Source organism: Lysinibacillus sp. SGAir0095 (genome assembly GCF_005491425.1).
In the GTDB taxonomy this organism is placed as follows: Bacteria; Bacillota; Bacilli; order Bacillales_A; family Planococcaceae; genus Ureibacillus.
The window spans coordinates 269714-295095 of sequence record NZ_CP028083.1 but is presented as its reverse complement, the minus strand read 5'-3'; the positions used below and the strand labels follow the sequence as shown (position 1 = coordinate 295095).

The following is a 25382-nucleotide window of genomic DNA, read 5'->3' as shown; positions in this document are numbered from 1 at the left end:
ATTTGCTACGGAATATACTTTTAGGCTTCATTGTGGTTTTAGCACTTTATTATGTTTTCTTTATTAATTCAATTAGCCAACCATTTGTTATGGTATTTAAATTATTGCCGATGCTATTGATCCTTTTATTGGCCATAATGACCAAGGCTGAAAATATTATCCCTTATAAAACGCTGATCATCATTGCTCTAATTTTTTGCGCTTTCGGAGATTATACGATTCAATGGTTCATCATTGGTCTTGCTTGTTTTTTAGTTGGCCATTTATTTTATATTCGTGCCTTTCTATCAACTAAAGAAAACACAGCCCCTCTTTGGATCACCATTTGCTTAAGCATATACGGCTTATCGATGATGATTTGGATTGGTGGTTCTTTAATTAAAGAAGATAATATGATTCTCGCAATTGCGGTCTTTGCCTATATGATCGTTATTTTAATAATGGGGTGGACTTCCTTTAAAACGGGGTCAAAGTTCGCCATCGTTGGAGCTATCCTGTTTATCATTTCGGATTCAATTTTAGCAATCAATAAATTCATGTTCCCAGTGGAATATTCTCATCAGCTTATTATGTTGACCTATTACAGTGCGCAAATTTTAATCGCTTTAAGTATCCCAAAATATTCCGCTATTCGAAGCAAAGTGATACAATAAAGGAAATCTTCCATCAGAGAGATTTTCTTATTCCCACTGATGGTTGAATGAACCACTCGGGCTTTTACGGGCAGTCCGCCCCATCTAAGTTTGCTGGTTACTCTTATAATATTGTAGCAGCATCTTACTGCCCATTAATGCGGGATAAAAGCTCTAATTTGTCAGGAGGCTCTATAAATGAAAGAACAAGTGATTGAACGATTAATTCGCTATGCAAAAATCGATACAGAATCAAATCCTGAAAGCACTACTACCCCATCAACAGAAAAACAATTCGACCTATTAAATGTGTTAAAAGCTGAACTTGAAGAAATTGGACTAACAGAAGTTACGCTAGATGAAAATGGTTATTTATTTGCTACATTACCTGCAAATACGGACAAAGAAGTTCCGACGATCGGGTTTTTGGCTCACGTTGATACATCACCGGATTTTTCAGGCAAAAATGTTAATCCAAAGCGGATTGACAATTACGATGGCGGAGATATTCAGTTAAACAATGAACTTACTATGTCACCTAGCTACTTCCCAAATTTAAAGAATTATGTAGGGCAAACGCTAATTACAACAGATGGTACTACTCTTTTGGGTGCGGACGATAAAGCCGGAATTGCTGAGATTATGACAGCTATGGAATATTTAGTACAACACCCAGAAATCAAGCACGGTAAGCTACGTGTGGCTTTTACACCGGATGAAGAAATTGGCCGTGGCCCACATAAATTTGACGTAAAAGCTTTTGGTGCTGAATACGCTTATACAATGGATGGAGGTCCACTAGGTGAATTACAATTTGAAAGCTTTAATGCAGCAGGTGTTAAAGTAACAACTCGCGGAACAAGCGTACACCCTGGCTCTGCAAAAGGGAAAATGGTCAACGCAATCACACTAGCTATTAAATTCCAGAGTTCAATGCCTGCAGATGCAGTGCCTGAAAAAACAGAAGGCTATGAAGGCTTTATTCATTTAATGAATTTCAATGGCCATATTGAAGAAACTAAACTTTCTTATATTATCCGTGACCATGATCGTGAGAAATTCGAAGCTAAAAAAGCTCATTTCCTGGAAGTAGAAAAAATGATGAAGGAAAAATTCGGCGACAATTCTATCATTGTAGAAATTGAAGATCAGTACTATAATATGCGTGAAAAAATCGAACCGGTAAAAGAAATTGTTGACATTGCCTACAAAGCAATGGAAAAATTAGATATATCTCCGATTGTCGAACCAGTGCGTGGCGGTACAGATGGCTCTCAATTATCATACATGGGATTACCTACCCCTAATATCTTTGCTGGCGGGGAAAACATGCATGGCAAATTTGAATTTGTATCAGGTGAAACAATGGAAATGGCAACAAAAGTTATTTTGGAAATTGTTCAAATGTTTGAAGCGCAAGGTAAATAATAAAAATAGCGAAGTGAGAACACCTTACTTCGCTTTTTCGAGATTTAATAAATCGGAATATTAAGTCACTTCACAACAAGAGATACTTAAAACGCACTTGCGCCAGACTGAAATTTGGTATGGAAGTAGGTTATTAGATTGAAAGAAATTGCTTTAGGTATACTCGCAAGTTTGTTTTTTGCTGTTACATTTATCTTAAACCACTCGATGGAATTAGAAGGTGGCAGTTGGTTATGGAGCGCTTCTTTACGCTACTTCTTTATGCTTCCTTTCCTTCTTATTATTGTGCTATCCCGTAAAGGCTGGAAACCTTTAACTAAAGAAATGAAGTCTCAACCATCAAAGTGGTTACTTTGGAGCTTTGTAGGGTTTGTTTTATTTTATGGACCGCTAACATATGCAGCCGCCTTTGGGCCAGGATGGATTGTTTCAGGAACATGGCAATTTACAATTGTCGCTGGTGTTTTATTAGCGCCATTATTTATTACCGTTGTAGATGATAAAAGTATACGTCAAAAAATACCTGTTATTTCTTTATTGATTTCCACTGTTATTTTAATCGGCATTTTGTTAATACAAGTTCCACAAGCACAATCCGTCTCTTTTGAAACCTTGATGCTTGGAATTTTGCCAGTTATTGTCGCAGCTTTTGCCTACCCTTTAGGAAATCGAAAAATGATGGAGGTTTGTAGTGGAAGACTCGATACTTATCAACGAGTTCTCGGCATGACCATTGCCTCCTTACCGGCATGGATTATTATGGCTGCTTATGCCCTATTCACTGTAGGCCTTCCTTCTGGGTACCAAGTATTTCAATCCCTGATTGTCGGCATCAGCTCGGGTGTTATTGCAACAGTATTATTCTTCATAGCAACAGATCGTGTTCGAGAAAATCAAGGCAAGCTTGCAGCAGTCGAAGCCACTCAATCTACAGAGGTTTTATTTGTGATTATTGGTGAAATGATTTTACTGAGTGTTCCCCTACCACAACCAGTTGCACTGATTGGTATTGGTGTAATCGTGATTGGTATGCTCTTGCATAGTTATCACACAATGCATCTTTCAAAAGCAACTCAAGAAAAAGAAAAAGAGGCCGAGCTTCAACATTGAAGCCCGGCTTTTTTTGCAACTGTCGAACGTTCTAAATAGGGGGGAAGAACGTTTGACTTATAAACTTTGGAGAAAAGCACTTATCACCATTAGTGATAAGGTTTTTATTTATATGATAATGATAATCGTTTTCAATTAGAGAGTCAACTATTTGGTTAAATTTTTTGAAGACTATTTATGCCTTATTTTTTGTTAAACTTCGACGATATTGAAACTGTTTGATTTGGAAAAATATAAAACATCCCACACAAAAACCTAATATTGCAATAAAGGATGCTACAGCAACCATGATAGTAAATATATATCCTACAATCGTCCAACCAGCAAGAAAACTAATAAGTCCTCCTGCTAAACAAAAAATTGCAATGCTTGCATTAAATTTTTGTTGTGTTACATCTTCAGGAATATATTTCTTCCCTTCTTTTATGAGGAACACTCTCGCGGCCTTCATAATAGGATTATAGTTATATAAGATCCCCATTAAATTTGCTATAAGAGGAACAGCTAAAATCCATGCGTTACCTGTAATCCACGTTAAGACTACTGAGAGAAAAATTGTCCATTGGTTTGTTCTTACTAAAGGTCTAGGTATTGAAGGTACTTGATTCATATATAAAACCTACTTTCCTTATTAGTTTTATATATTTTATTATGATTAATCATTCTTGTATACTTAAAACTAAAATCTTCATCAATTTTTACGAAAAATGGTATAGTTAATGTAAAAAATGAAGGTGAAATATATGCCTGCTTTGACTTATGATCAAGTGCGTGTTTTGAATTCATATGGGGTCTTTATAGAGAATCCGGACCGTCCGCTATTTACCTTAGAAAACTTACACAAGGATTTTTATTTAACGGATTTCAGAAATCTAATGATGGGCATTACACAGGCTAGTACGGAAACGGCAGCAATATCCCACTTCAGTAGACGATATGGAATGTTTATGGCGATGCAATTTTATATGCTTTCTATGTATGATGAGATATGGGATGGAAAGAAGGTAGACGTACGCTTTAGTCTTATTAATGAGTATGGGGTGAATACTTTTGGTACGTTTATTACCCCTAATGACTATCGCTACGTTGAGGATCGTGAACGCGAATATGTAATTAGTAAACTTTTATATCAATGCCATGAAGTTTTTCAGCAATTGCGTAAAACGACTTCAATTTCCCCACTAACTTTATGGGAAAATCTTTTTGGCTATATGTTATGGAATTATTACGAACAGCTTGAGAACCCGTTGCTTGCTGACCGTGCCTTTGAAGATTTAGAAATTCTGGAAGGAACAAAAGCATGGCAGCTCTTCTCCAATAAATCCTGGTTCTATCAATATACTGGCGGCAAAAATCCTGCCGAGCTAGTACAGAAAACGCTAAGAAAAAGCTGCTGTTTTTCTAAAGACGTTCCCGGCTTAATGCATTGCGAATTTTGTCCGATGAAATAAAAATATTCTAAAACAATCTAAATCAATTGTTATTTTTAATTAAATATTAATCCATACAAAAGTGCTCAATTTATAGAAATGGCCAGATTGTAGAGTATTGAAAACCATATAAGCTTTAACATAGGTCCACATTATCCATTTCTTTTAATATTATTATTCATCAATCTGGCCTTTTCACTTTATTTAGCAATCTTCTCTATTGAAGAATCACGCCCTATTTAGCTTTCTACTTTTTCTGTAGCAGCCCCCTCTGTTTTAAATACCCATCGTTGAACAGGTTGTTGATAATGTGTTATCATCCACCCTAAAATTTTGCCGATGAAATAGGCAGCAGCGATTGTACCAATTCCGATTGATCCTAATGATTGAATTACCATTAAACACGAAAATAAGCCGAACTATGCAACTCTGTATAAAAAGCTGCATAATATCGGCTCTAAGGATTTTATACGTTTTAGAAGATTAGCTTCTCGTTATATTAACTAAGCCTTTCTAATTAAAAATTATAGGGAAAGTAAATATAACGAAAGCTGCCCAAAGTCCGTAGACCGGCAAATACTTAGTAACGGCATCTTGGATAGTTGAAGGTCCAGATTTGTTTCTTAGAAAGCGCGTATAGGAGAGCATAATCCATATTAGATTTGCCCAGATCAGAATGTTTACTCCTAAAACAGCAAGTCTATTAGGTGTTATTCCATAAGAAGTAAGTCTGAACACAATGGCTGACAAAGCCACACTGTCAATGATAAGCGCAAGAACAATTAAGGCAAAATTTATATAATCTGAAATGTTCTTTTTCTCGTCTGAGTCGCTTTCGGTAATTGAAAAAATGGTAACGACCAATACACCAAGGAGTATTCCGTTGAAGGCTAACAGGAAATTACGGTCCAAGAATGGATTTTTTCCAACCCAAATAACCGTTATAAGATAGACCAACAATGTGACCAGGACAAGAGGGCTAAAAATTTTAGCTATATATGGTGTAATATTCTTTGCAAGTTTAAGATTCATTGCTACCAGGTATGCAGCCACAATAGCGAGAGCGGCAGCACCAATTAAAACCACATTACTGAAATAGAAGTCTTCTATATCCAAGCCAACAAAGCTAAATAACTGCATAGTTAATGCTGCCAGTACCATTCCGCTAACTGCCATGCTGGCGTAGAGAATACAATATTCCATATTAAATTTTATATAGGCTAATCTTGTACTTCCTTTTGAATATTCATTTCCTGTAAATGCAAGCCCTACCAATACCCATAAGAATATAGGAAGGTGTAAATAAGCAAGGATAGTACTGTCTTTATAATTTAACGGCAGCATATTAAGATAAAACCCGGAAATAAGGAACAACGCTGCAATGGAATAAATAATACTTTTTTTCGGAGTATTATTGTAAACAAAATAGGCAGCAATGAAGGGAATTATACCAAAAGCCAGGTTAATTGGAGCAATTGCCCCCTGTTCGACAAAATGGAAAATGACCCTGGTACTGATCCCGGCCAGAATGGCTAAAATGCCCATGAATAAGAAACCCTTTTGAAGCAAGGGCGATTTTTCTGTATTTGTCGACTCCTTGAAATGCAATCTTTCATACCATACACCAAGAACCTGAGAATCAGGATTTTGGTCCCATGCGTGCAAAAATGACTTCTTAAAGGCTTTTGGGTCTTTTCTATACATTTTTTCCAGCTCATGTGGGTTAGCAATATTTTCAGTGATTAAATTGTTACTGTCCATAGTTTTTCCTCCCCTAAATTTTTTATATTAAATATCAACTACAATGCTTAGCTGTCTTCGTCACTTTTGTATTCTAAAACATCTCCAGGCTGGCATTCTAAAGCCTTACAAATTGCCTCTAAAGTCGATAATCGAATCGCTTTTGCCTTTCCATTTTTCAATATAGAAAGGTTCGCCATTGTTATTCCAACCTTCTCCGAAAGTTCTGTTACGCTCATTTTCCTTTTTGCTAACATCACATCTATATTGATTATAATTGCCATTGTTTTTCACCTCAGACCGTTAAATCATTTTCTGTTTTGATATTAATTGCTTCTTGTAAAAGTTTTTGGAGAACAGCCGCAAAGACTGCTATAACCATCGAAGCAAAAGGAACAACTAATCCGACAAAGATAACTCCTGGTGCGTCGTCTACTTCCGCAAAGATATAGAAGAGCGGCCAAACTAGCACATGCAATATACTGATTGTGATGGCACAGTATTTGATTTTCTTTAAAGCTTTTACAGATAAATCGGAGAAGGCTTTATTATTGTCAATATAACGCAAGAGTTTGAAAGCCTGATACAAAGCAAAGTAAAAAGGTATAGCCGATGCATCAAATGTGATGAAAACGGGATATTTTATAAAAGCAAACTCCGGAAGCAATTTTGCTGCAAGATTCGCTATCTCAGGCACCAAAAAGATGCATAGAGTAAGAACTGGGACTCCTAAAAGAATAACTGCTATTTTTAAAAACAACGTTGTTATTTTTTCCATAAAAACACCTCACCTACATATTGTGATATTGATTTTAATCTATTTTTTATCGTTTTACAATAAATTTTTATTAATTATAAAAACATTTTTATTGTATATTTTAATTTTAATCAAAAAAAGCATTCCTAATTCAAAGGAATGCTCAATAATTTTACCTTCTCCATACTGAATTTAACTAATCGAGTAGGAGACTAACCATTATTTGGCTAGTCGACCTCTCACACCACCGTACGTACGGTTCCGTATACGGCGGTTCAACCTTTTAAGTATCGTTGCTCATAAAGTAAGGAGATGTCTTTTAGTTTCCACTTTATGAGCCTATCTTTTGTTATTGCTCGTTGGAGGATTTCACTTCGTGATATTCTCCAATATCCCTTACGGGAGTTTGCTAATTTCATTGCGTCATCATGGTTAGTTCCATATTTACGAAGCATCTTATATTTAGTCTTTGGTTTCTTCCATCTCTTCCATATGAGTTGTCTTAATCGATGGTTTAACCATTTCTGAGTTTCAAAAATGAATTTCTTCATTCTTGAGATCCCATAGTAATTAATCCATCCAGTTGTGATTTGATTAATTTTCTTTACTATTTCTTCAAAAGTTCCACTCATTTTCCGGCTTGTATTCTTCTTTAACTTGTCTTTGAATCGTTGCTTGGCCGACTTACTTGGTCGGCATCCGACTTTCCCATTAAATTTTGAATATTAAAGCCGAGGAATGTTGCTGATGTTGCACCACAAACCTTACTTTTCTTTTGGTTAATTGTTAAATGTAGGTCATCCTCGATGTATTTCTTGATACTTTCCATTACCCGCTCCCCAGCTCGAACACTTTTCACATAGATGACGAAATCATCCGCATATCTAATAAAACGATGTTCTCTCTTTTCTAATTCTCTATCTAGTTTATTTAAATAGACATTTGCTAAAATAGGAGACAAAGGTCCACCTTGCGGAGCACCATCTTTCGTTTCGATATAGATATCTCGGTCAAGAATACCTGAACGAAGGAATTTCCATATTAATTTTAAAACAATTTTATCTGATATGAATTCTTCTAAATACGCTCTTAACCTTTGATGATGTATTGTGTCGAAGTAACTTTTCAAATCACAGTCTACTACAACTCGATAACCTTCTTCGTAATATTGTTGTGCTGATTTAATAGCTTGGTGGGCGTTTCTACCTTTCCGAAATCCAAAACTATATTCTGAAAAGTGTGGGTCTATAATCGGTTCAATTACTTGAAGAATAGCTTGTTGAACGACTCTATCTAAAACGCAAGGTATTCCTAGATATCGTTTAGAACCGTCCGGTTTTGGTATGGCAACTCTTTTGACTGGTTGAGGTTGGTAAGTTCCATCTTTTAGCTTCCTTTTAAGAGGTTCGTAGTATTTCTTCATGTGTGACTTTAATTGTACTACTGTAATTCCATCAACCCCTGGTGCACCATTATTTGCTTTTACTTTCTTGTATGCTCTCCAGAGATTGTTATTTGCAATGACTTTATCGATTAAATTGATACCATCCTGTTCTTTCATATCCATATTGATATTCCTACGCACTCCTATTTACCCTTTAGTTTCCAACTTATCTCTTAACAGGTAGCCATCTTTCGGACTTTACCACGATGTTTTCTGCGATTATACGGAATATCTATACCTCCTTGTTTTCCAAGATTTAAGATTGTTCAGTCCTTCATTTCCGAAAGGAAACTACTATGACGTCTGCTGACTTCTCATAATTCATCAAGTTATCACTAAATTGATTGTTAATTGAATAACCCTCATGAGACCTCCCCGGGTAAGAGTAATAACCTTCTTCTCATGTAACTGCTATATTTACTGTACGGGATTTGGGCAGTATTGGACTTCGTTTTGTAATGCAAACTCGTCCGTCCCGATTCAGCCTTGTATATAGTTTCTGTTCGTCAGTTCAAGAATTTGCGTCCGGCTTCCTTCAGATTCCGCGTCACCACGGACACCCTTGCCATTCGCTAACAGTTCCTACTACCAAGCCTGTAGTGGACTTTCACCACCAAGTTATTACCCATGCCGGGCGCACACTTAATACAAGCCGTCTCATTCCGATGAGACGGCTTGTTTTTCACCACCAATACAATGGATATTTTCTTTTTGGATGTAGATTATTAATTATGAGCCCAAAAATGACAATAATGATTGCACCGATTAAGACTGGGTGAAATAAAAACCCCCAACTATAGCCACTCATCATAATAATGATCGGATCACCACATGCTGGTGGATGGAATGTTCTTGTCATTAACATACAAAAGATTGTACAGCAAAGAGCTAAACTCATCATGACGGGCGATGATCCAAACAGATTCAGGATAGCTATTGCGATAAACGAAGCTATAAGATGGCTACCTATCACATTACGAGGTTGTCCAACTGGGGCATTCCAAGCAGTCATCACAAGCATACTGCTCGCACTGAATGACGCGATAAACCATAACGAATCTGTATATTGGGTTAATTCAAAAATAGTAAACATGCAAACAAATACCCCTACCGAGGCAATGATTGCATCTGAAAGCGTCGTACGATTATTAACTGTATTATGTCTCTTTATTTTCTGAGGGACTGGTTTTATATGCTGGTTATTTATCATAAGCTTATCTCCACTATTCACTTTTCTTAACTGAAAAATTTATTGCTTATTAACTCGCACGAAAAAGCTACCTTGCTCGTCTTTATGACACAAAGGTAGCCTATCTATTTAATAAAACGTTAAAAAGGTTTTTGATACTCTACTACCCAATCATCTGCTTGTGGCTTCATAGCAACTCCCACAAATCCATCTTGTAACAGTGTTTTTTGAGCATCAACATCACCCATTGAAATAATTACTCTTTCATCAGCATACTTTGACTGATTACGTAAATCTAAAGCAAAAACATAACGTAATTTTCCGCCATACGCATATTTCAAACCGACAATATTGAAACCTTGTGAGAACTTATCCTTTAGGCTTGCAATATTGTATGGCATTACTGTGGCTGCAATATAGTCAAAGTCTTTCGTATCAATTTGTTGCATGATGACATTCGCTAATATTTTCTGAAGACCATAGCCTCGAAACTCCGGATGAACATTTGAAATTTCTTGATAAAGGACACGCTTTAAATCCGACTCCTTTACTAGCCCAATTGCATAGCCTAAATGTTCAGCATCAATTTCTGGTATTAAAACCGCTCGAAAAGCTATGAGCTCATCAGCAACAAATACTCCGATTAACAGCCCTTGACCGTTTAATATATAAAGAAACTCCTCATCCGATAATGGCTGCAAGGTATCTTTATTGGGTAAAGCATCATAAACTATTTCTTGTAATGCTAGAATATTAGGTAAATGATGTTGTTCTAGTACCTTTACTTCGTATGGACAATCACCTAATACCCCATTATAAATTGAATCCAAAATAGTCACCTACTCTACTAAATCCGAGTATTGAGTAAGCTCAGCGAGGATTGATTCATCTACACTTACACCTAACCCTGGACGTTCGTTTAATTGGATGTCTGGGATTATATAGCTTTCCTTTAAATCTCCAAGATCCTTTGAGAATTTAACGGGTCCAGTTAGCTCCACACTTTTAATGATTTTTTTCGAAAAGGCAACATGGAAACCTGCAGCTGAACCAATTGAAGATTCAACCATTGAACCAATTTGACATTCGATGCCAGCCATTTCAGCCATTGTAGCAAGCTTCATAGCAGGGTAAATTCCGCCACACTTCATAAGCTTGATGTTCACTTTATCTGCAGCACGTTTTGCAATAATCTCGCGCATGTTGTTCATATCGCGAATCCCTTCATCAATCATAACAGGAATTGTTGATTTTGATTTAATTTCAACCATGGAATCAATATCATCTTGAGCAACAGGCTGTTCTAGCCAATCAATCCCCAGGGCTTCTAAGTGTCGAATTGCTTGAAGTGTATTTGCACTATTTACCCATCCTTGGTTTACGTCAACTCGAATGGCGATATCTTCCCCAACACGTTCTCGTACAGCTGTAATGCGTTTTACGTCCCCTAATACATCTTGACCTACTTTCATTTTAAAAGATGTGTAGCCTTCTTCCACCTTTTGTTCGGCTTCATCGGCCATTTTCTCAGGTTCATCGATACTAAGTACATGTGTAACCGGGAATTTTTCATGGTAACGTCCACCTAATAATTGATAAACCGGAACATTTAATTTTTTCCCTACCACATCGAAACAAGCAATATCAATTGCGGCTTTTGCTGCTGGTGCTCTGTGGACATTTTTGTCCAGTAATTCATGGATTTTTTCAAATTCCATTGGGTTTTGTCCAATCATGATAGGAGCCAATGTATTTTTTAGCATGGCATAGGTTGAATGCGGCGTTTCTCCCGTAATATGCTCGTCTGGAACGCTCTCCCCCCATCCTACTAACCCGCATTCTGTTGTAATTTTGACAATAATCGATTGAATGTTAGGGTAAGATGCATAGCTAATTATAAATGGTTTAATTAAGGGTAGATTTACTGCAAAGATTTCAACTTGCTTGATTTTCATGATTTTTTAACTTCCTTCTTTAGTCTATAGTAGTCTATTAATAATTTTGTGCTGCATTACGTAAAGTGGTAGTTAACACTTTTGCACCAGTCATTAAGGCGTCCTTATTAAAGCTCATTTTTGGATGATGGAGACCAGGTGTTAAATCTGCACCAATACCAATCATTGCAGCCTTTAAGTTTGGTCTTAATACCGTATAATAATGGAAATCATCACTTCCAGGTGTAGATATCGGCTTTTCTAGATGCTCTAATCCTAAAGCCTCGATAATAGAAGCTTTGGCGATTTGAGCAGCGTCTTCAGACACTTCTGCTCCTGGTGTTTTATCCAACCAGTCCCATTTCAGCTCGACTCCAAACATATTACGAATTCCTTCAAATCCTTCATCAATTCGTTTCTGCAGCTCTTCTAAAACTGAATTTTTTTGTGCACGAATATCCATTGAAAATGTCGCGTTACCAGGTATTATATTCGTACTGCCACCATCAGCAACGATTTTCGTTAATTTCGCACTATATACATCAAAAGGATTTATATATATATTCTTTATCATTTGTTGAATGGCACAAATTACATCGATGGCATTTTTACCTTGATGCGGTCTAGCACCATGTGCATCTATCCCGTGAATTGTTCCTTGTAAGAACATCGCTGCTCCATGGTGAATTGCAGGTGTTACTTTTCCTAAAGGCAACTCCTCTATCGGTCTCAGATGTACACCAAACAAATACGATACATCATCAATAACGCCATGTTTCACCATTTCGATTGCTCCGCCACCAGTTTCTTCAGCAGGCTGGAAAATAAAACGAACACGCTTTTTTAAGGGTACATCTTTTAGTTGCAGGAGTGCTCCTAATACCATCGAAATATTTGCATCATGTCCACAAGAATGATTGGCACGCATTGTTCCGTCAACTTCTTGCCATAACGCATCTATGTCAGCACGTACTGCAATCACTTCTTCCCCTTGGCCAATTTCTGCCACAAGACCCGTTACATCGGAAAAGAATTTATAGCTGATGTTCATATCATCTAATATTGATGCAATTTTCTTAGTTGTTTCTACTTCTTTCCAACTGACCTCTGGATGAGCATGAAAGTGATCAAACCATCCATGGATAACTTCTTCGTAAGTCTTTACTTGACCCATTTCTTCGCACCTCGAATTTTTATTTCGCTTTCTCTATTATACATAAGAAAGCCTTAATTATTAACCACTTCTGCCTATAAACCAAAATTTAGAAAACTGAAGTTTCCTCTTTACTAATAAAAAAAACGACAATCTCCTAAGTGGATTTTGCCGTACGAAGGAACTGAAAAAACCCTTCCTCTTATTTAACTTTATAAACCTGAAAAGAATCCAGGAGGGTATTCATTATAATTCGCCGACTCTTCATAGTTAAAATCTACATGAGCTTGAGGCTTCTCTAATTCAAGTTCAAAGTCCTGATCTAATAAATAGGTTTCAAACTTGGATAATAATAAGTTTGTCATACTTTAACACCTCTTAGTTTGAATTTTCTGATATTTTATATCATACACACTTCTCTTGTTAAAAACAACATTTTTTCGTTATCTATGCAAAAAAAGTATCAAAACAATCTCATTTTGTGATAACTTTACATCTAATATTGACGAAATTTGTTTAGAATATTATCTATAATTAAAAAATGTCCCTCCTATTGAGAGGGACTAAATTCAAAGCATTCCTTATTTAGAAGCTTCTTTTACAGGTAAAAATAAATTTCGTATTTCTTGCCAATTATGAACTCGTTTATAAACATTGCAATGTTCATTGTAGGGTTGCGAATATAAAATTCCTTCCCCTGTAAAAGAATGAAGCTGTCTAACATTATCATCTATTAAGAAATCTGCTTTTACTACCTTTTTATCACCACAGAAGATAAAGTGCTCGGGATTTAAAAATGAGAAGTGTTCAATTAGCCATTCATACTTTGCATTAAAGCAGCCAGGTACATCCATTGCCGCTGTAGCAATGAAGATTTCATAATGTTCACTTAACTCTCTTAATACAGGAACTGCATCAGGATCTAATAATTCAAAGTCACGGAAAAAGTCAGGTTCATTAATCATTAAAAAGAATTTTTTCACAAGGTCAGGATGCCTGGCTTCCAATTTCGCTACATCAAATTCTTCCTTAGAGATGGAGACATTAAAACGTTCCTCACAAGCTTTTGAAGCCTTTCCTAAAAAATCCGCTAATACCTGGTCCATATCCACAGCAATACTTTTCATGACTACCTCCATAAAATCTTTTATTTTTAGTCTCAGGATACCATTGTCTATTCTCACACCGATATCAAAAATACCATACCTTCTTATCAGTGTAAAAAAGGTCGGAACGAAAAACAATGAGGATTTGAAAATATTTACAATAAATTTAAATCCTTAACACAGGATAGCATATCAAGTTTATTAGATCTCTTCTATTTTTAACTCGTCTAGTATTACTTACTTGTTGTCCTTAAGACACCGTTTTGCATAGAATTCTCCACAATTAAAGAGCTTGCATACGTTTAAATGCAAGCTCTTTGAACTATTAGTTTGTAGCTGTATTTAATTTTTTGTTATTCGGTTTGTTACCTTTATCCTTTGTTGCTAGTTGTAATAAGAACATGATACCGAATACAGCTAATCCCGCAAAATCTGAGAACGATTCTGGGTAAATCATCGCTAATCCAGATGCTAAAACAATTAAGCGCTCAATCCAGTTGATACGACGGTACCAGTAACCGATAATTCCAGCGCCTATTGCAATCATTCCCATTAATGCGGTAAACACTACCCATAAGATTTCCCAAATTGTTACATCGATCATTAACAGTGCAGGTGAGTAGACGATGATGTAAGGAATAATAAACGCAGCAATAGCTAGCTTAGCTGAGTTTATACCGGTTTTAATCGGATCCCCGCCAGATATCCCCGATGCGGCAAAGGCTGCCAAGGCAACTGGAGGTGTAATATCCGCAATAATTCCGAAGTAGAATACAAAGAAATGTGCAGATAATAACACTGTCATTGGTACTAAAGCTTGAGATACATCCGGCGCCAGTAATGTGATAATTGCTGGAGCAGCAATCGTTGACGTAATAACATAGTTAGCTGTTGTTGGTGCACCCATCCCTAGAACTAGAGAGGCAATCATAACGAAGAACAGTGTTAAGAAGATTTTTCCACCAGCAAGGTCTACTAAACTATTTGCTAAACTTAATCCTAAGCCAGTTTTCACAACAACACCTACGATAATACCAGCACATGCCGTAGCAGCCGCAACTGCTAAAGCCGTACGAGCACCATCTACTAATGCATCAATAATTTCTCGAATACCAAACTTAACTTCTTTATTTATAAATCCAATAATAATACAAGCAAGAATACCATAAAGGGCAGAGAGTATAACTGGTACACCAGACATCATGATTACAATAATTAAAATAATCGGACTTAATAGATAAATCTTTTTCAAGATTGCTTTGCGGTCTGGCATTTCTTCTTCTTTAAGCCCTTCAAGGCCAAGACGTTTTGCTTCAAAGTGCGTCATAATCCAAATTCCTACAAAGTAAAGTAGGGCTGGAATGGCTGCGGCCTTGGCAATATCCCAATAAGTAATTCCTCGACCAATAAACTCTACCATTAGGAAGGCCGCTGCACCCATAATAGGAGGCATTAACTGGCCACCTGTCGAAGCAGCTGCTTCGACTGCTCCTGCAAATTCCTTCTTATACCCTAACTTTTTCATTAAAGGAATTGTGTAAGAACCGGATGTAACAACGTTTGCTACAGAGCTTCCAGAAATTGTCCCTTGTAATGCAGAAGAGAAAATCGCTACTTTTGCAGGACCACCTACTAGTTTCCCTGCAACAGCTATTGCTAAATCATTAAAATATTGCCCTACTCCTGTTTTAACCAGGAAGGCTCCGAATAATAGGAAAGCGAAAATATATGTCGCAGAAACACTAATTGGTGTTCCCAAAATACCATCTGTCGAGAAATACATTAAGTTAACTATTTGATCTAAGGACTGGCCACGGTGTGCTAAAAAGTCCGGCATATATGGTCCGAAGAATGCGTATACCAAGAATAATGTAGCAATAATTGCAATTGGTAGCCCGACTGCTCTTCTTGCTGCTTCTAAAACTAATACAATTACGATAAGCCCGACAATAAAGTCCAGTTGTGTAATTGATCCAAGGCTTGATACAAGGCGTTCATAATTAAGTGTCCAGTAAATCCCTGTCACCGCAGCGATAATCGCCAGGATATAGTCATAGAACGGGATTTTATCTTTTCTTCCCTTTTTAAAAGAAGGGAAAAGTAAGAATATAAACGTTAAACCAAAACCTAAGTGAATTGTTCGTTGAATATAGGCCGTAAATTGACCGAAAACGGCAGTGTATAGCTGGAATAGTGAAAAGGACAGTAACCCAATATAGATAACCCATTTCATAATACCAACAATTTTGCGCGTATTCGACTCTGTATCGTATTTCTCCAATAGTTGCTGTTGCTGTTCTGCAGATAATGCTTCAATTTGATCTGCAGCAAGCTCGTCCTTTACTAGACTGCTAGAAGCATTTGTTGAAAGCTGTTTATCATTCTTTTTCATGCACCATCACAACTCCTTTCAGCTTATCAAATATTGAAATCCTTTTGATTTCAAATAGAAAGGCACTTCCTCGCTCTAATGACTTTTTTAAGTCATAGGTATTCCCTTCATAAATAACTGCTAATTCCAAATTAATGTTACCAATATATAAGGTAAAGCTCTCTACTGTTTGATTCTCAAATTCTAGTTTGTATTTGCCATTTTCATAGCTTAATGTTTGACCCTGCTCAGCATGTGCTGGCATACCAATCGCAACATCTTCATATTCCATTGAAAGTAGCTTTATCTGATTAGAGTCAGTTATTTCATAATTTTCAAGTACATCTGTTAAATGAATTGAGTGCGTATAACGGATATTAAACTTATCTTCTTTGGAAACATTTATGTAATAGCTTTGCGGATTATTCGTTCTCGTTTCTTGAAAGGACATCACAGTGAAACTCGGTGAAAACAAAATTATTATTCCAAGTATAGCTACAACTAAGAGAAAAATTAGCCTTTTCATTTCATCGCCTCATCTAATTCCATGTACCTTGGTATTTCGTCGATAGCTTTCCAAAAGTAATAAAGAAAATAAAGTCAAAAAGAGCTTGAAGAAGCATTATCTTCAAGCCCTTCTCTAAAACTTATTTATTTTCGTCAAAGTATTTTTGAGCACCTGGATGAACATCAATTCCAATACCATCTAGAGCAGTTTCAGTTTTAATGAACTCTCCTTTAGCATGACTGATTTCTCCAGCATTCCCGTAAATCGCTTTTGCAATTCCGTATGCTACATCATCAGGTAAATCTGATTTTACTGCAATCATTGCCAATACTGATACAGTTGGAACTTCCGAAGTTAATCCATAAGTACCTGAAGGAATTGTATCTACTGCATAGTAAGGATATTTTTCAATTAGAGCTTCAGCTTTATCTGCTTCAACTGGAACAATCACTACATCTGTTGTTGCACCTAATGCTTCAACAGCAGCAGTTGGATAGCCAGCTGTGATGAAAGCAGCATCAATTTGACCAGTCGTTAAACCGTCAGTCGATTCACCAAAATCTAAGTTTTGAGCTTCGATATCATCCATTGTTAAACCGTGTACTTCTAATAATTGCTCAGCATTTGCGTAAGTACCAGAACCTGGTGCACCTACTGAAACTTTTTTCCCTTTTAAATCATCAAACGAAGTAATTCCTGAGTTTGCAGTTGTTACTAAGTGAATAGTTTCTGGATATAATCCACCGATTGCTACAAGATCATCAACCGCTTGTCCTTCAAACATTAACTCACCATTTTTTGCATAATAAGCGATATCTGTTTGTAGGAATGCAATTTCAGCATCACCAGCTTTTAAAGCATTTGCATTTGCTGCAGAAGCTTGAGAAACCTCAGCAGTTGTTTTAATACCAGTTTCATCTGAGATTAAATCTGCAAAAGTACCACCTAGAGCATAATAAGTACCCTGTGTACCACCAGTTACTAAGCTTAAAAATTTAATATCAGTAGTCGTTTCTTCTTTTGAAGTATCACCTGTCGAACTTTCTGTGTCAGTAGATTCTTCACCGCCACATGCCGCAAGAACTAGAAGTAACAAACCTAATAATGTCATTAACAATAAATTACTCTTTTTCAATTAAGACCCCCCAATACAAATAATTGTTACATCACAGTTACAATTGTAACTACTCTCTTTTGGTTGTGTCAATGATTTTAATTATTCTATCAATAGAATAATAGCTTAAGTTAACAGCATGTATACGTTTACATGAAGAACTTTGTAAATTTTTCAGAATAGTAATTCTTATATACCGCACATTTTTTTGTTATAATACAGAGCTGGTAAAACACGTTATTACAGCCTTTTCTTAACCCTTGCCTATCGGAATCCAGTTGTGAAAGATTATTTTCTTTTAGAAATTAAAATAAGATATTCTAATAAAACGATGTTATTTAATACACTTTTTTACATAATTATGTAAAGGGATTGTTTTCTTATTTTGAAAAATACAAAGAAAAAAACTGTGTAAAAAGCTAAAAATATAGCTTAATTACACAGCAATTTTTTTATTTTGCAGAAGTAATAACTCCGCATGCAATACGTGCTCCTGAGTTTCCAGCAGGATCCGTTTTGTAGTCATCTGGATCTTCATGAATGACGATGGCACTGCCATCCTTATCCAAGATGGAGTTTTCCATACCTGGTTCTAACGTTAAGTTCTTCGCAACAAATTCAACTTGAACCGTTCCATCTTCTTCAGGTGCAATGTTTGGTAAATCACCTAAATGCGGTCCTTTCGGATTTTCGATACCATGTTGTTTTTGTAGTGGATTAAAATGGGCACCAGCTGTTTCAAAGGTTGGTTTTTCACATTTGCCGACTTCATGGATATGAATACCATGCTCACCCTCTGGAACGTTTGTCAATCCAAGAGATATTAATACTCCATCTGAGCCTTCTGTTAGCTCCATATGTCCAATTTCATTACCTTCTGTATCCACAATATTTGCTGCTGCCTTTAAAGCCTCAGGCGCTGCAACAGGTATTTGTTTGTCTTCATCGGTCATCCCGAAAAGTCCACAGCCACTCAAAAGAAGGGTCATGCTACCAAACAGAATTAGATTTTTCCACATTTTTTTAGCCTCCTATCAGTAAAAGTATTACCATCTAAAAAGCGGAATATTCTTCTATTACCGAAAGATGCCATATATCCTATTTTAAAGGAAAAGATAAATATACTTTAAAATTATGCCGATAAAGAATAAAAGGAGGGATAATTGAATGGAATTAAGTTCATTTATGTCTGCACAAGTAGCACAGCTGCAGCAAACTGTACATATGAGCATTATGGATAAATCGCTGAATATGGGTGCAGCAAGTGCAGTTCAAATGCTTGAGCAAATGCCGGTACAACAACCTGCAGCCCCCCATCCTCATAAGGGGACAACGATTGATGTGTCTGTGTAATGCAAAAGATCTTTGATTTTATATCAAAGATCTTTTAAATTTGTGGTCAGTTCTCATACTATTTAGGAAATGAGCCCAACTTCCCTTGTTACCACAACACAGGCTTTGCCACCATCAGCCATAGCATAATCAGCAATATGAATATATATTGCCAAGTCGCTTTTCTTAGCTTTTTAATGAATAATTCTTTCTGAAATTCTTGGGTAGCAAATGTTTTTAATGTTGGCTTAAATGCTCTTGCTAAAAAGACAATTGAACCAATCATAATCGCAATTGTTAACACGACCCATGAAGTTGTCCACGTCCACCCACTAATGATAACGAGTATAATACCTGAAAAAACTAGCACATGTCCTGCATGTTTTACAACTGTTATAGCCGACTGAAACGATTGGACCAAACCGCTTAACTGCTCGACCTCTGCTGATTCCATTTTTTTGATGATGGGAATTAGAGAGAATAAAGGACCAATTGACCCCACAGCGCTTACTATATGTATGTATAAACATAATGTATGGAACATCCTCTTCACTTCCATTTTCTTAAGTTATCTCCAGTATAACACCGGTCATATCAATAATATTTGGGAATCTTGACATTTTCTAAAAACAAGGTTCACATTTCCATCATTCTTGCATATCTTATAAATTAACCATTAAAATCTCGCTCATTGTAAATATCATATTAATTGTTTGTTAAATGATTGAAATGAGCATCTATTAGGGTATGAATAATTATATGATGCAGATATAGGCATATAAATTGTGCTAAAAACATTTGAGGAGTGATTTGTATAGGTATCCATAGATTTTTCACAAGTTTAAATGATTTAGAAAGAATATTCCGTGCCCCTGGACGTTTTAAATTTGAAGAGCATAATGTTGCCGCCCATTCCTGGAAGGTTTCTCAGTATGCTATGTTTTTTGCAACGCTTGAAGAGATGAATGGCGCAACAATCAATTGGAAATCACTTTATGAAAAAACAATCAATCATGACTTTGCCGAAGTATTCATTGGCGACATTAAAACACCCGTTAAGCATGCCAGTGTGGAGCTAAAACAAATGCTAGCCCATGTAGAAGAAAAAATGATGGAGAAATTTATTCGGGAAGAAATACCGCCCGATTTTCAAGATGTCTTCTCAGAGCGAATGAAGGAAGGAAAAGACGAAACAATAGAAGGGCGTCTTCTAGAATTTGCAGACAAGCTTGACCAGTTTTATGAATCCTTTGCAGAGCTAAAGCGCGGAAATACAGATAAGGAATTCGTAATCATGTATCAGCAAGCACTTGAAAAACTCCTTAAAATGCCTCTCCATGTGAGTGTTCGTTACTTTAGAAATGAAATACTAAAAGACGTAATGCATGAGGAAACGCAAATTAATATTGCCGCTCTTACAAATGAAGTGTTAAACATATCCGAATAGGTTTGAAAAGTTTTCCAATAATGGAAGGCTTTTTATTTTACTGAAAAATCAATAGTACCTCCATTTCCATCCACGTTTTCGCACTCATCTACTCACTAAATTCGAATAAACCCCCTAATTAAGTTGAAAACATTTGATAAATATTTGACTTTTTTCCTTGATAGTACTTACTTGCACAACTGAAAACAATCGTATAATATAGCATTAAAGCTGCGTTGTTCGTACACATATTAAGTTTTAACCTTTGAACTGTAAAAGGGAGTTTTATATAGAAGGTGGAATGGCGAGCGTCACACTAAGGTGAATGACGATATACAGGAAATCTTTTGCGAACACCCACTTTGAGGAGTGGTGGTTTAAAACTTTCTATAATTATTACGGCAAGGCGGCTTTGCCATACATATTGTATAGCAAGGCTAAAAAATCCCCTATCGAATCGATAGGGGATTTTTGATTAAATCAACTATTATATATTGTTTATACTTTCTACGCATACTTTTCCTTCACCAACTTAGTACGGAAAAAAATGGAGCGATAAGGGTGCATATACCCAACATAAATACAGCAATGGATCCCATCTTATTTTTATCTTTCCACAATACTCGGGAAAAACCCATTGTGTACAGGAAGATACCTATCATGATTGCCCACACTACCATATTCAAGCTAATCCCTCATTTCTCCTATATTCGGAACCTCGCTTTGTCTTCCAAAGTTGCCGAACTCTATACTTACTTTTACATTTACTTTCATATTGGGATATGTCTTCATAAAATCAAATTTCTCATATTCAGGGACGGTTTTAAACTTTTTTCTGGCAGCTAAAGACCATCCAAATGGTTCTCCCTTATACTCTTCCTGCGTCTTTTTAACAAAATTGTTAATCTCCTTAGTCATCAGTTCCTCAAGATACTTCTTTAACTCCTGCCTTTCTTTTCTGTCCTTGGAGTAATTTTCCATACTATGATTTGACAATATATCAACACGTATAGGAATTTCCACATCAATGGAGGGAGTTTCCCCTTTTAGCTGCATATCGACCTTGTTTCCTTCCTTTTTCATAACTCTCACACCAATCCGGTATTGTTCATTTTCCGGATCAGGATAACTGGTCAATAATTCCCCCATATCTAAAGTATCATTTAAAAGAATAGCGATTCTTGTTTCTTTCGCTGGTAACTTTGCAATCATTTTACCTTCCTTAAATAGAGCAGACCCTATAAATTGGGTTTTGTTGGTTTGTCCTTCAACTTGGAATTCACCAGCTAAAAATTCATCATTTAATACATCTTTATTGGCATTATCACTCATTTCTGTCGTACCATAAGGTGCTAAAAACAAATCTGCATCCGCTTCTGTAATTCTATAAAATGAATGAAGTGTAGATTTAGGGATAAAACCCGACTCACTTCCCGATTCCATAATTAGCTCAAAGTATTTATGAATTCTAGTTTCTAATTTAGGGTCATTATTACTCAAAAATTCACTAGCATTCTCTTTAGATACAATCAAAGTCGTATCTCGAGATATGTCTCTAGCTTTTATGGAATCATATATGAGTCTTAAGAAAAAATTATCCTTCGCTAAATCTTCCGAAACAACTAGAACTGTCACTAAATTATATGAAATCTCCTTAGCTATTACAGTATTAGCCATTTTCTTAGCTGTCATTAAATCATTTGTATTGAATGTAATAATTTCTTTTCCGGGCTCATTTGTACCAGCTTGTTGTTTTGACAATTCAGGATTCGATATTAAATAAGTAATTTTATATTGATGCTCTTCTTCCGTTTTATCTAAACCAATCGCCACAACATACGCTCTTTTATCAATGTTTGTTTGGTCCCAACATCCACTCAGCAAAGGCAAAAGGAAAATTAGAAATGGCAAATGATACAGTACATTTTTTATCATTTTTTATAATCCCCTTTTATTTTTGCGGATACCCATAACAGAAAAGGCATTACCATGAAAATGGGGGTGGAAATATTTAAAAATACTTCTCGATTAGAGGTAAAGTTAAAAACAGGTGTCTCTGGAATTAATCCTAAAAATACAATTATAGTACCTAAGGTCGGGATGATATACTCAAATTGCTTGATTTTAAAAATCCCTCCGAATAATAAAGCGCTTATATAGAGCAAAAAAGAAAATCGAAGAAACGTAGCAATTAGCCAAAAAGGGAAAAACAAGGATTCCACATTCGTAATGAAGCCTAGTTCAATCAAGCGAATTGTTTCATGAAACGGGTAATTCAACAAATTCACACCATTGTAATCAAATAGCAATACATAAGCTATAAAAGCTAATGTAACTTCAACTGTAACAATCACTAACCCTAACCATATTCCCTTTTTAAAACTTGATATATTTTTAACATTGGTCGCAATTAAAGCCATGAACAAAAATTCAGCATAAATTGAAGAATTTAACGCGCTCTCCTTTATGATCTTTACTTGCCCTTCTCCAAACAGAGGAAAGAGAAAGGCAGTCTCTCCCTTATAATAGGCAAGAATTAACACAACAAGTAGGGAGATTTTAATACTGATGATCGTCATCCATGATGCTGACCCGATATTCTCTAATCCTTTTTTTCCTATATATACAGCTACTCCCATCAATAAGAAATAAATAATCATTGTAGGTGTTTTCGTAAAATACATGGTTCCAATAATATCCGTGTAAACCGCTGATGTTGAAATAATGGAATTAGTCAACAAAAGCCATAAACCAAATAAAACAAACTGACCGATATACTTCCCAAACAAATGATTTGTTACTTCAATTAAATTTTTTTTCGGATAGAATGTCATAACCCTTGTTAAAAAATAGATAGGAAAAAGTGAAAAAAGAAAGATGAATATAATTGCCATCCAAGCGCCATTACTCAAATCATCAAAAAAGAGCAATGGCGTATTATCTGTTAATTTGGTCCCTATCACAAGAATGATAATGGAAAATAACTCCTTGGTCCCTATTTTTCCTTCTGATTTGTACATCCTTATTCTCCTGATTTTTTTTCTATATCTTTTGGTTTCAAGTAACCTGGTCTAAAGATCTCATTTTTAAGCATTCTTCTAAAAACAGTATCTTTGGATGAAATATAGGTCGGCGTCATGGGAGCTAGATAAGGCACTCCAAAAGATTTCATTGATACCATGTAGACAATGCCTATAGTAAATAATGCTGTCATCCCATAAAAACCAAATAATGCAGCTGAGAATATGAAGAGGAATCTTAATAATCGCATCGAAAAGTTCATACTAATATCCCCAATTGCAAAGGAACTTAATCCCCCTAGGGCCACAATAATTACAACGAGAGGGCTAACAATATTCGCTTGAACGGCAGCTTGTCCTAAAATTAATGCTCCTACTATCCCAATTGTAGGTCCTATCGGGCTTGGTACACGTAGCCCTGCTTCTCTTATTAATTCAAAGGCAATTTCCATTAGTAAAATCTCCACAATAGCAGGAAACGGTACAATTTCTCGAGTCGCGGAAATTGCAAGCAATAAATCGGCTGGCACCATCTCTACATGATAATTAGTTATCGATATATAAATTGCAGAAATAAATAGTGTTATAAATAAAGCAAGCAAACGCAGGGCTCTTATAAAATTCCCAAAAATAAATCGAAGGTAATGATCCTCAGCGTTATGGAAAAATGACCAGAATGTTGCCGGTACGATTAATGCTTCAGGTGAATTATCCATAATTAGTACGATAAATCCGTTTTCTAAGAACGAGGCTGTACGATCAGGTCTTTCTGTGTATAAAACTGTGGGTAATATAGATTTTTGTCTTTCCTCAATATATTGTTCTAAGACGGCGGCATTTTGAATTGCATCTACATCTATTGAACTTATTCTTTGTCGGACGTCGTTTATAATATCTTCGTTTGCTAAGTCCTTAACATAGAGCAGATAAACTTCATTATTTGAACGTTTTGATACAATGGTTGATTCAACAATTAAACTTTCATTTTTGATTCTCTTTCGAAGTAACGAAATATTTGAGGTTGCCATTTCATTAAAAGCATCCTTTGACCCCTTAATAACAACCTCATTCCCTGCCTTTTCAACACTTCTCCCCTCAAACTTGCTAGTAGAAATGATATAGGCACATTCTTCACCATCTACAAACAATACAGTATTTCCACCATTAATACCTTTTACCGTATCTTCGATCACTTTAACGGTTGATATTGTCTCGGCGGTAATAATATTATCCACTCCTTTTGAAGACTGACTCGTTAACAAAGGCTGGATAATAGATTCATCAATTTTTTGAGCGTCTGTTATAGTACTTATATAGACAACCATCGCCTTTATCTGCATTTCTCCATAAGTGAATTGGCGAATTTTAATATCAGAATTCAATGGTATAGAATAGAGAGATTTAATTGTATTTAAATTGTTTGCTAAACTTCTGTCTATATGTTTTTTCTTAATTAATATTTCATTTTCCGATGTTTGTTCAGGAAATTGATTTTCCTGCTCACTATCTGATTTCATTAATTTCTTAAAAAAATTCAATTTTAGCAACTCCATGCTTTTTCCTTATTTTGCACAAGAGAGTGTTATTTATGTATAAAATGTTCAGATTATCCATACGCCAGAATAAATATAAAGAAAAACCATTAGAAGAAATTTTCTAATGGTTTTTAAAATATTGTATGATTGAAA

Annotated in this window: 27 protein-coding genes and 1 other RNA gene; 7 read left to right on the top strand and 21 right to left on the bottom strand. The window is 35.9% G+C overall.

The genetic code is table 11. The features are described 5' to 3' along the window. The first annotated feature begins 2 nt into the window (after positions 1 to 2). The 3 genes from C1N55_RS01455 (at position 3) to C1N55_RS01445 (ending at position 3170) form a co-directional block, all read left to right on the top strand. Positions 3 to 653, top strand: a complete 651-nt coding sequence (locus C1N55_RS01455; protein ID WP_137727154.1) for a lysoplasmalogenase — start codon at positions 3 to 5, stop codon at positions 651 to 653. A gap of 177 nt (positions 654 to 830) precedes the next feature. Then, positions 831 to 2060 (top strand): peptidase T, encoded by a 1230-nt coding sequence (gene pepT, locus C1N55_RS01450; RefSeq protein ID WP_137727153.1) that lies wholly within the window; start codon positions 831 to 833, stop codon positions 2058 to 2060. A gap of 138 nt (positions 2061 to 2198) precedes the next feature. Next, complete coding sequence (locus tag C1N55_RS01445) at positions 2199 to 3170, top strand: DMT family transporter (protein WP_137727152.1); 972 nt, start codon at positions 2199 to 2201, stop codon at positions 3168 to 3170. A gap of 175 nt (positions 3171 to 3345) precedes the next feature. On the opposite strand, the gene C1N55_RS01440 is transcribed toward C1N55_RS01445, so the two are convergent. Then, positions 3346 to 3780, bottom strand: a complete 435-nt coding sequence (locus C1N55_RS01440) for a DUF4395 domain-containing protein (RefSeq protein ID WP_137727151.1) — start codon at positions 3778 to 3780, stop codon at positions 3346 to 3348. 133 nt (positions 3781 to 3913) lie between these two features. On the opposite strand from C1N55_RS01440, the gene C1N55_RS01435 reads away from it, so the two are divergent. Further along, the gene (locus C1N55_RS01435) at positions 3914 to 4621 is read left to right on the top strand and encodes a Fe-S oxidoreductase (RefSeq protein ID WP_137730488.1); all 708 of its coding nucleotides are present in this window, start codon (positions 3914 to 3916) and stop codon (positions 4619 to 4621) included. Positions 4622 to 4839: 218 nt separating this feature from the next. Here the strand turns inward: C1N55_RS01435 and C1N55_RS20395 are convergent, their stop codons facing one another. The 16 genes from C1N55_RS20395 to C1N55_RS01365 all read right to left on the bottom strand — a co-directional run bounded on the left by C1N55_RS20395 (position 4840) and on the right by C1N55_RS01365 (position 18935). Continuing rightward, entirely contained in the window at positions 4840 to 4998 is a 159-nt protein-coding gene (locus C1N55_RS20395; RefSeq protein ID WP_168193768.1) for a hypothetical protein, read from the bottom strand. A 115-nt stretch (positions 4999 to 5113) separates the two neighbouring features. Next, positions 5114 to 6361 (bottom strand): DUF4153 domain-containing protein, encoded by a 1248-nt coding sequence (locus C1N55_RS01430; protein ID WP_137727150.1) that lies wholly within the window; start codon positions 6359 to 6361, stop codon positions 5114 to 5116. A 47-nt stretch (positions 6362 to 6408) separates the two neighbouring features. Further along, a complete protein-coding gene (locus C1N55_RS01425) occupies positions 6409 to 6624 on the bottom strand; it encodes a helix-turn-helix domain-containing protein (RefSeq protein WP_137727149.1) in 216 nt (71 codons plus the stop codon). 11 nt (positions 6625 to 6635) lie between these two features. Beyond that, positions 6636 to 7118, bottom strand: coding sequence for a DUF2975 domain-containing protein (locus C1N55_RS01420; RefSeq protein WP_137727148.1), 483 nt, complete (start codon positions 7116 to 7118; stop codon positions 6636 to 6638). 254 nt (positions 7119 to 7372) lie between these two features. Then, positions 7373 to 7729 carry a group II intron maturase-specific domain-containing protein gene (locus tag C1N55_RS20700; protein WP_137727147.1) on the bottom strand — a complete coding sequence of 119 codons (357 nt, stop codon included), beginning with the start codon at positions 7727 to 7729 and terminating at the stop codon, positions 7373 to 7375. A gap of 20 nt (positions 7730 to 7749) precedes the next feature. Next, positions 7750 to 8664, bottom strand: a complete 915-nt coding sequence (gene ltrA / locus C1N55_RS01410; protein ID WP_240758276.1) for a group II intron reverse transcriptase/maturase — start codon at positions 8662 to 8664, stop codon at positions 7750 to 7752. A 559-nt stretch (positions 8665 to 9223) separates the two neighbouring features. Next, positions 9224 to 9751, bottom strand: a complete 528-nt coding sequence (locus tag C1N55_RS01405) for an HPP family protein (RefSeq protein WP_137727146.1) — start codon at positions 9749 to 9751, stop codon at positions 9224 to 9226. Between the two features lie 119 nt (positions 9752 to 9870). Continuing rightward, on the bottom strand, positions 9871 to 10560 hold the full coding sequence (locus C1N55_RS01400) for an N-acetyltransferase (protein ID WP_137727145.1): 690 nt from the start codon (positions 10558 to 10560) through the stop codon (positions 9871 to 9873). Positions 10561 to 10569: 9 nt separating this feature from the next. Beyond that, the gene (locus C1N55_RS01395; RefSeq protein ID WP_137727144.1) at positions 10570 to 11685 is read right to left on the bottom strand and encodes a mandelate racemase/muconate lactonizing enzyme family protein; all 1116 of its coding nucleotides are present in this window, start codon (positions 11683 to 11685) and stop codon (positions 10570 to 10572) included. 37 nt (positions 11686 to 11722) lie between these two features. Further along, a complete protein-coding gene (locus C1N55_RS01390; protein WP_137727143.1) occupies positions 11723 to 12838 on the bottom strand; it encodes an amidohydrolase in 1116 nt (371 codons plus the stop codon). A 191-nt stretch (positions 12839 to 13029) separates the two neighbouring features. Then, positions 13030 to 13182 (bottom strand): hypothetical protein, encoded by a 153-nt coding sequence (locus tag C1N55_RS20390; RefSeq protein ID WP_168193767.1) that lies wholly within the window; start codon positions 13180 to 13182, stop codon positions 13030 to 13032. Between the two features lie 216 nt (positions 13183 to 13398). Continuing rightward, positions 13399 to 13944 (bottom strand): 5' nucleotidase, NT5C type, encoded by a 546-nt coding sequence (locus tag C1N55_RS01385; protein ID WP_240758347.1) that lies wholly within the window; start codon positions 13942 to 13944, stop codon positions 13399 to 13401. Positions 13945 to 14248: 304 nt separating this feature from the next. Next, entirely contained in the window at positions 14249 to 16315 is a 2067-nt protein-coding gene (locus tag C1N55_RS01380) for a TRAP transporter permease (RefSeq protein WP_137727141.1), read from the bottom strand. Then, the gene (locus tag C1N55_RS01375) at positions 16302 to 16820 is read right to left on the bottom strand and encodes a DUF1850 domain-containing protein (RefSeq protein WP_137727140.1); all 519 of its coding nucleotides are present in this window, start codon (positions 16818 to 16820) and stop codon (positions 16302 to 16304) included. The genes C1N55_RS01380 and C1N55_RS01375 overlap by 14 nt, the downstream gene beginning before the upstream one ends. Positions 16821 to 16941: 121 nt before the next feature. Beyond that, on the bottom strand, positions 16942 to 17937 hold the full coding sequence (locus C1N55_RS01370) for a TAXI family TRAP transporter solute-binding subunit (RefSeq protein WP_137727139.1): 996 nt from the start codon (positions 17935 to 17937) through the stop codon (positions 16942 to 16944). A gap of 431 nt (positions 17938 to 18368) precedes the next feature. After that, positions 18369 to 18935 (bottom strand): superoxide dismutase family protein, encoded by a 567-nt coding sequence (locus C1N55_RS01365; RefSeq protein WP_137727138.1) that lies wholly within the window; start codon positions 18933 to 18935, stop codon positions 18369 to 18371. Positions 18936 to 19083: 148 nt separating this feature from the next. Between C1N55_RS01365 and C1N55_RS01360 the strand changes: the two genes are divergently transcribed. Continuing rightward, on the top strand, positions 19084 to 19269 hold the full coding sequence (locus C1N55_RS01360) for a YjfB family protein (RefSeq protein ID WP_137727137.1): 186 nt from the start codon (positions 19084 to 19086) through the stop codon (positions 19267 to 19269). An 88-nt stretch (positions 19270 to 19357) separates the two neighbouring features. Here the strand turns inward: C1N55_RS01360 and C1N55_RS01355 are convergent, their stop codons facing one another. Continuing rightward, positions 19358 to 19792, bottom strand: a complete 435-nt coding sequence (locus tag C1N55_RS01355) for a hypothetical protein (protein ID WP_137727136.1) — start codon at positions 19790 to 19792, stop codon at positions 19358 to 19360. 270 nt (positions 19793 to 20062) lie between these two features. On the opposite strand from C1N55_RS01355, the gene C1N55_RS01350 reads away from it, so the two are divergent. Then, positions 20063 to 20695, top strand: coding sequence for a YfbR-like 5'-deoxynucleotidase (locus C1N55_RS01350; protein ID WP_137730487.1), 633 nt, complete (start codon positions 20063 to 20065; stop codon positions 20693 to 20695). Positions 20696 to 20899: 204 nt separating this feature from the next. Further along, positions 20900 to 21091, top strand: a non-coding RNA gene (gene ssrS / locus C1N55_RS01345) — 6S RNA. 270 nt (positions 21092 to 21361) lie between these two features. On the opposite strand, the gene C1N55_RS01340 is transcribed toward ssrS, so the two are convergent. From C1N55_RS01340 to C1N55_RS01330, 3 genes are read right to left on the bottom strand one after another with little or no spacing between them, the layout of a single operon-like run. After that, positions 21362 to 22609: a Ger(x)C family spore germination protein gene (locus C1N55_RS01340; RefSeq protein WP_137727135.1), complete on the bottom strand. Its 1248-nt coding sequence runs from the start codon at positions 22607 to 22609 to the stop codon at positions 21362 to 21364. Further along, the gene (locus C1N55_RS01335; protein ID WP_137727134.1) at positions 22606 to 23694 is read right to left on the bottom strand and encodes a GerAB/ArcD/ProY family transporter; all 1089 of its coding nucleotides are present in this window, start codon (positions 23692 to 23694) and stop codon (positions 22606 to 22608) included. The genes C1N55_RS01340 and C1N55_RS01335 overlap by 4 nt, the downstream gene beginning before the upstream one ends. A 2-nt stretch (positions 23695 to 23696) precedes the next feature. Beyond that, the gene (locus C1N55_RS01330; RefSeq protein ID WP_370452565.1) at positions 23697 to 25232 is read right to left on the bottom strand and encodes a spore germination protein; all 1536 of its coding nucleotides are present in this window, start codon (positions 25230 to 25232) and stop codon (positions 23697 to 23699) included. Positions 25233 to 25382: the final 150 nt, after the last annotated feature.

What these genes read in the sequence shown, in the direction of transcription:
- pepT (WP_137727153.1), top strand. Translation starts at nt 831, where the DNA reads ATGAAAGAACAAGTGATTGAACGATTAATTCGCTATGCAAAAATCGAT.
- C1N55_RS01440 (WP_137727151.1), bottom strand. Translation starts at nt 3,780, where the DNA reads ATGAATCAAGTACCTTCAATACCTAGACCTTTAGTAAGAACAAACCAA.
- C1N55_RS01435 (WP_137730488.1), top strand. Translation starts at nt 3,914, where the DNA reads ATGCCTGCTTTGACTTATGATCAAGTGCGTGTTTTGAATTCATATGGG.
- C1N55_RS20395 (WP_168193768.1), bottom strand. Translation starts at nt 4,998, where the DNA reads ATGGTAATTCAATCATTAGGATCAATCGGAATTGGTACAATCGCTGCT.
- C1N55_RS01430 (WP_137727150.1), bottom strand. Translation starts at nt 6,361, where the DNA reads ATGGACAGTAACAATTTAATCACTGAAAATATTGCTAACCCACATGAG.
- C1N55_RS01425 (WP_137727149.1), bottom strand. Translation starts at nt 6,624, where the DNA reads ATGGCAATTATAATCAATATAGATGTGATGTTAGCAAAAAGGAAAATG.
- C1N55_RS01420 (WP_137727148.1), bottom strand. Translation starts at nt 7,118, where the DNA reads ATGGAAAAAATAACAACGTTGTTTTTAAAAATAGCAGTTATTCTTTTA.
- C1N55_RS20700 (WP_137727147.1), bottom strand. Translation starts at nt 7,729, where the DNA reads ATGAGTGGAACTTTTGAAGAAATAGTAAAGAAAATTAATCAAATCACA.
- ltrA (WP_240758276.1), bottom strand. Translation starts at nt 8,664, where the DNA reads ATGGATATGAAAGAACAGGATGGTATCAATTTAATCGATAAAGTCATT.
- C1N55_RS01405 (WP_137727146.1), bottom strand. Translation starts at nt 9,751, where the DNA reads ATGATAAATAACCAGCATATAAAACCAGTCCCTCAGAAAATAAAGAGA.
- C1N55_RS01395 (WP_137727144.1), bottom strand. Translation starts at nt 11,685, where the DNA reads ATGAAAATCAAGCAAGTTGAAATCTTTGCAGTAAATCTACCCTTAATT.
- C1N55_RS01390 (WP_137727143.1), bottom strand. Translation starts at nt 12,838, where the DNA reads ATGGGTCAAGTAAAGACTTACGAAGAAGTTATCCATGGATGGTTTGAT.
- C1N55_RS20390 (WP_168193767.1), bottom strand. Translation starts at nt 13,182, where the DNA reads ATGACAAACTTATTATTATCCAAGTTTGAAACCTATTTATTAGATCAG.
- C1N55_RS01385 (WP_240758347.1), bottom strand. Translation starts at nt 13,944, where the DNA reads ATGAAAAGTATTGCTGTGGATATGGACCAGGTATTAGCGGATTTTTTA.
- C1N55_RS01380 (WP_137727141.1), bottom strand. Translation starts at nt 16,315, where the DNA reads ATGAAAAAGAATGATAAACAGCTTTCAACAAATGCTTCTAGCAGTCTA.
- C1N55_RS01375 (WP_137727140.1), bottom strand. Translation starts at nt 16,820, where the DNA reads ATGAAAAGGCTAATTTTTCTCTTAGTTGTAGCTATACTTGGAATAATA.
- C1N55_RS01365 (WP_137727138.1), bottom strand. Translation starts at nt 18,935, where the DNA reads ATGTGGAAAAATCTAATTCTGTTTGGTAGCATGACCCTTCTTTTGAGT.
- C1N55_RS01360 (WP_137727137.1), top strand. Translation starts at nt 19,084, where the DNA reads ATGGAATTAAGTTCATTTATGTCTGCACAAGTAGCACAGCTGCAGCAA.
- C1N55_RS01355 (WP_137727136.1), bottom strand. Translation starts at nt 19,792, where the DNA reads ATGTTCCATACATTATGTTTATACATACATATAGTAAGCGCTGTGGGG.
- C1N55_RS01340 (WP_137727135.1), bottom strand. Translation starts at nt 22,609, where the DNA reads ATGATAAAAAATGTACTGTATCATTTGCCATTTCTAATTTTCCTTTTG.
- C1N55_RS01335 (WP_137727134.1), bottom strand. Translation starts at nt 23,694, where the DNA reads ATGTACAAATCAGAAGGAAAAATAGGGACCAAGGAGTTATTTTCCATT.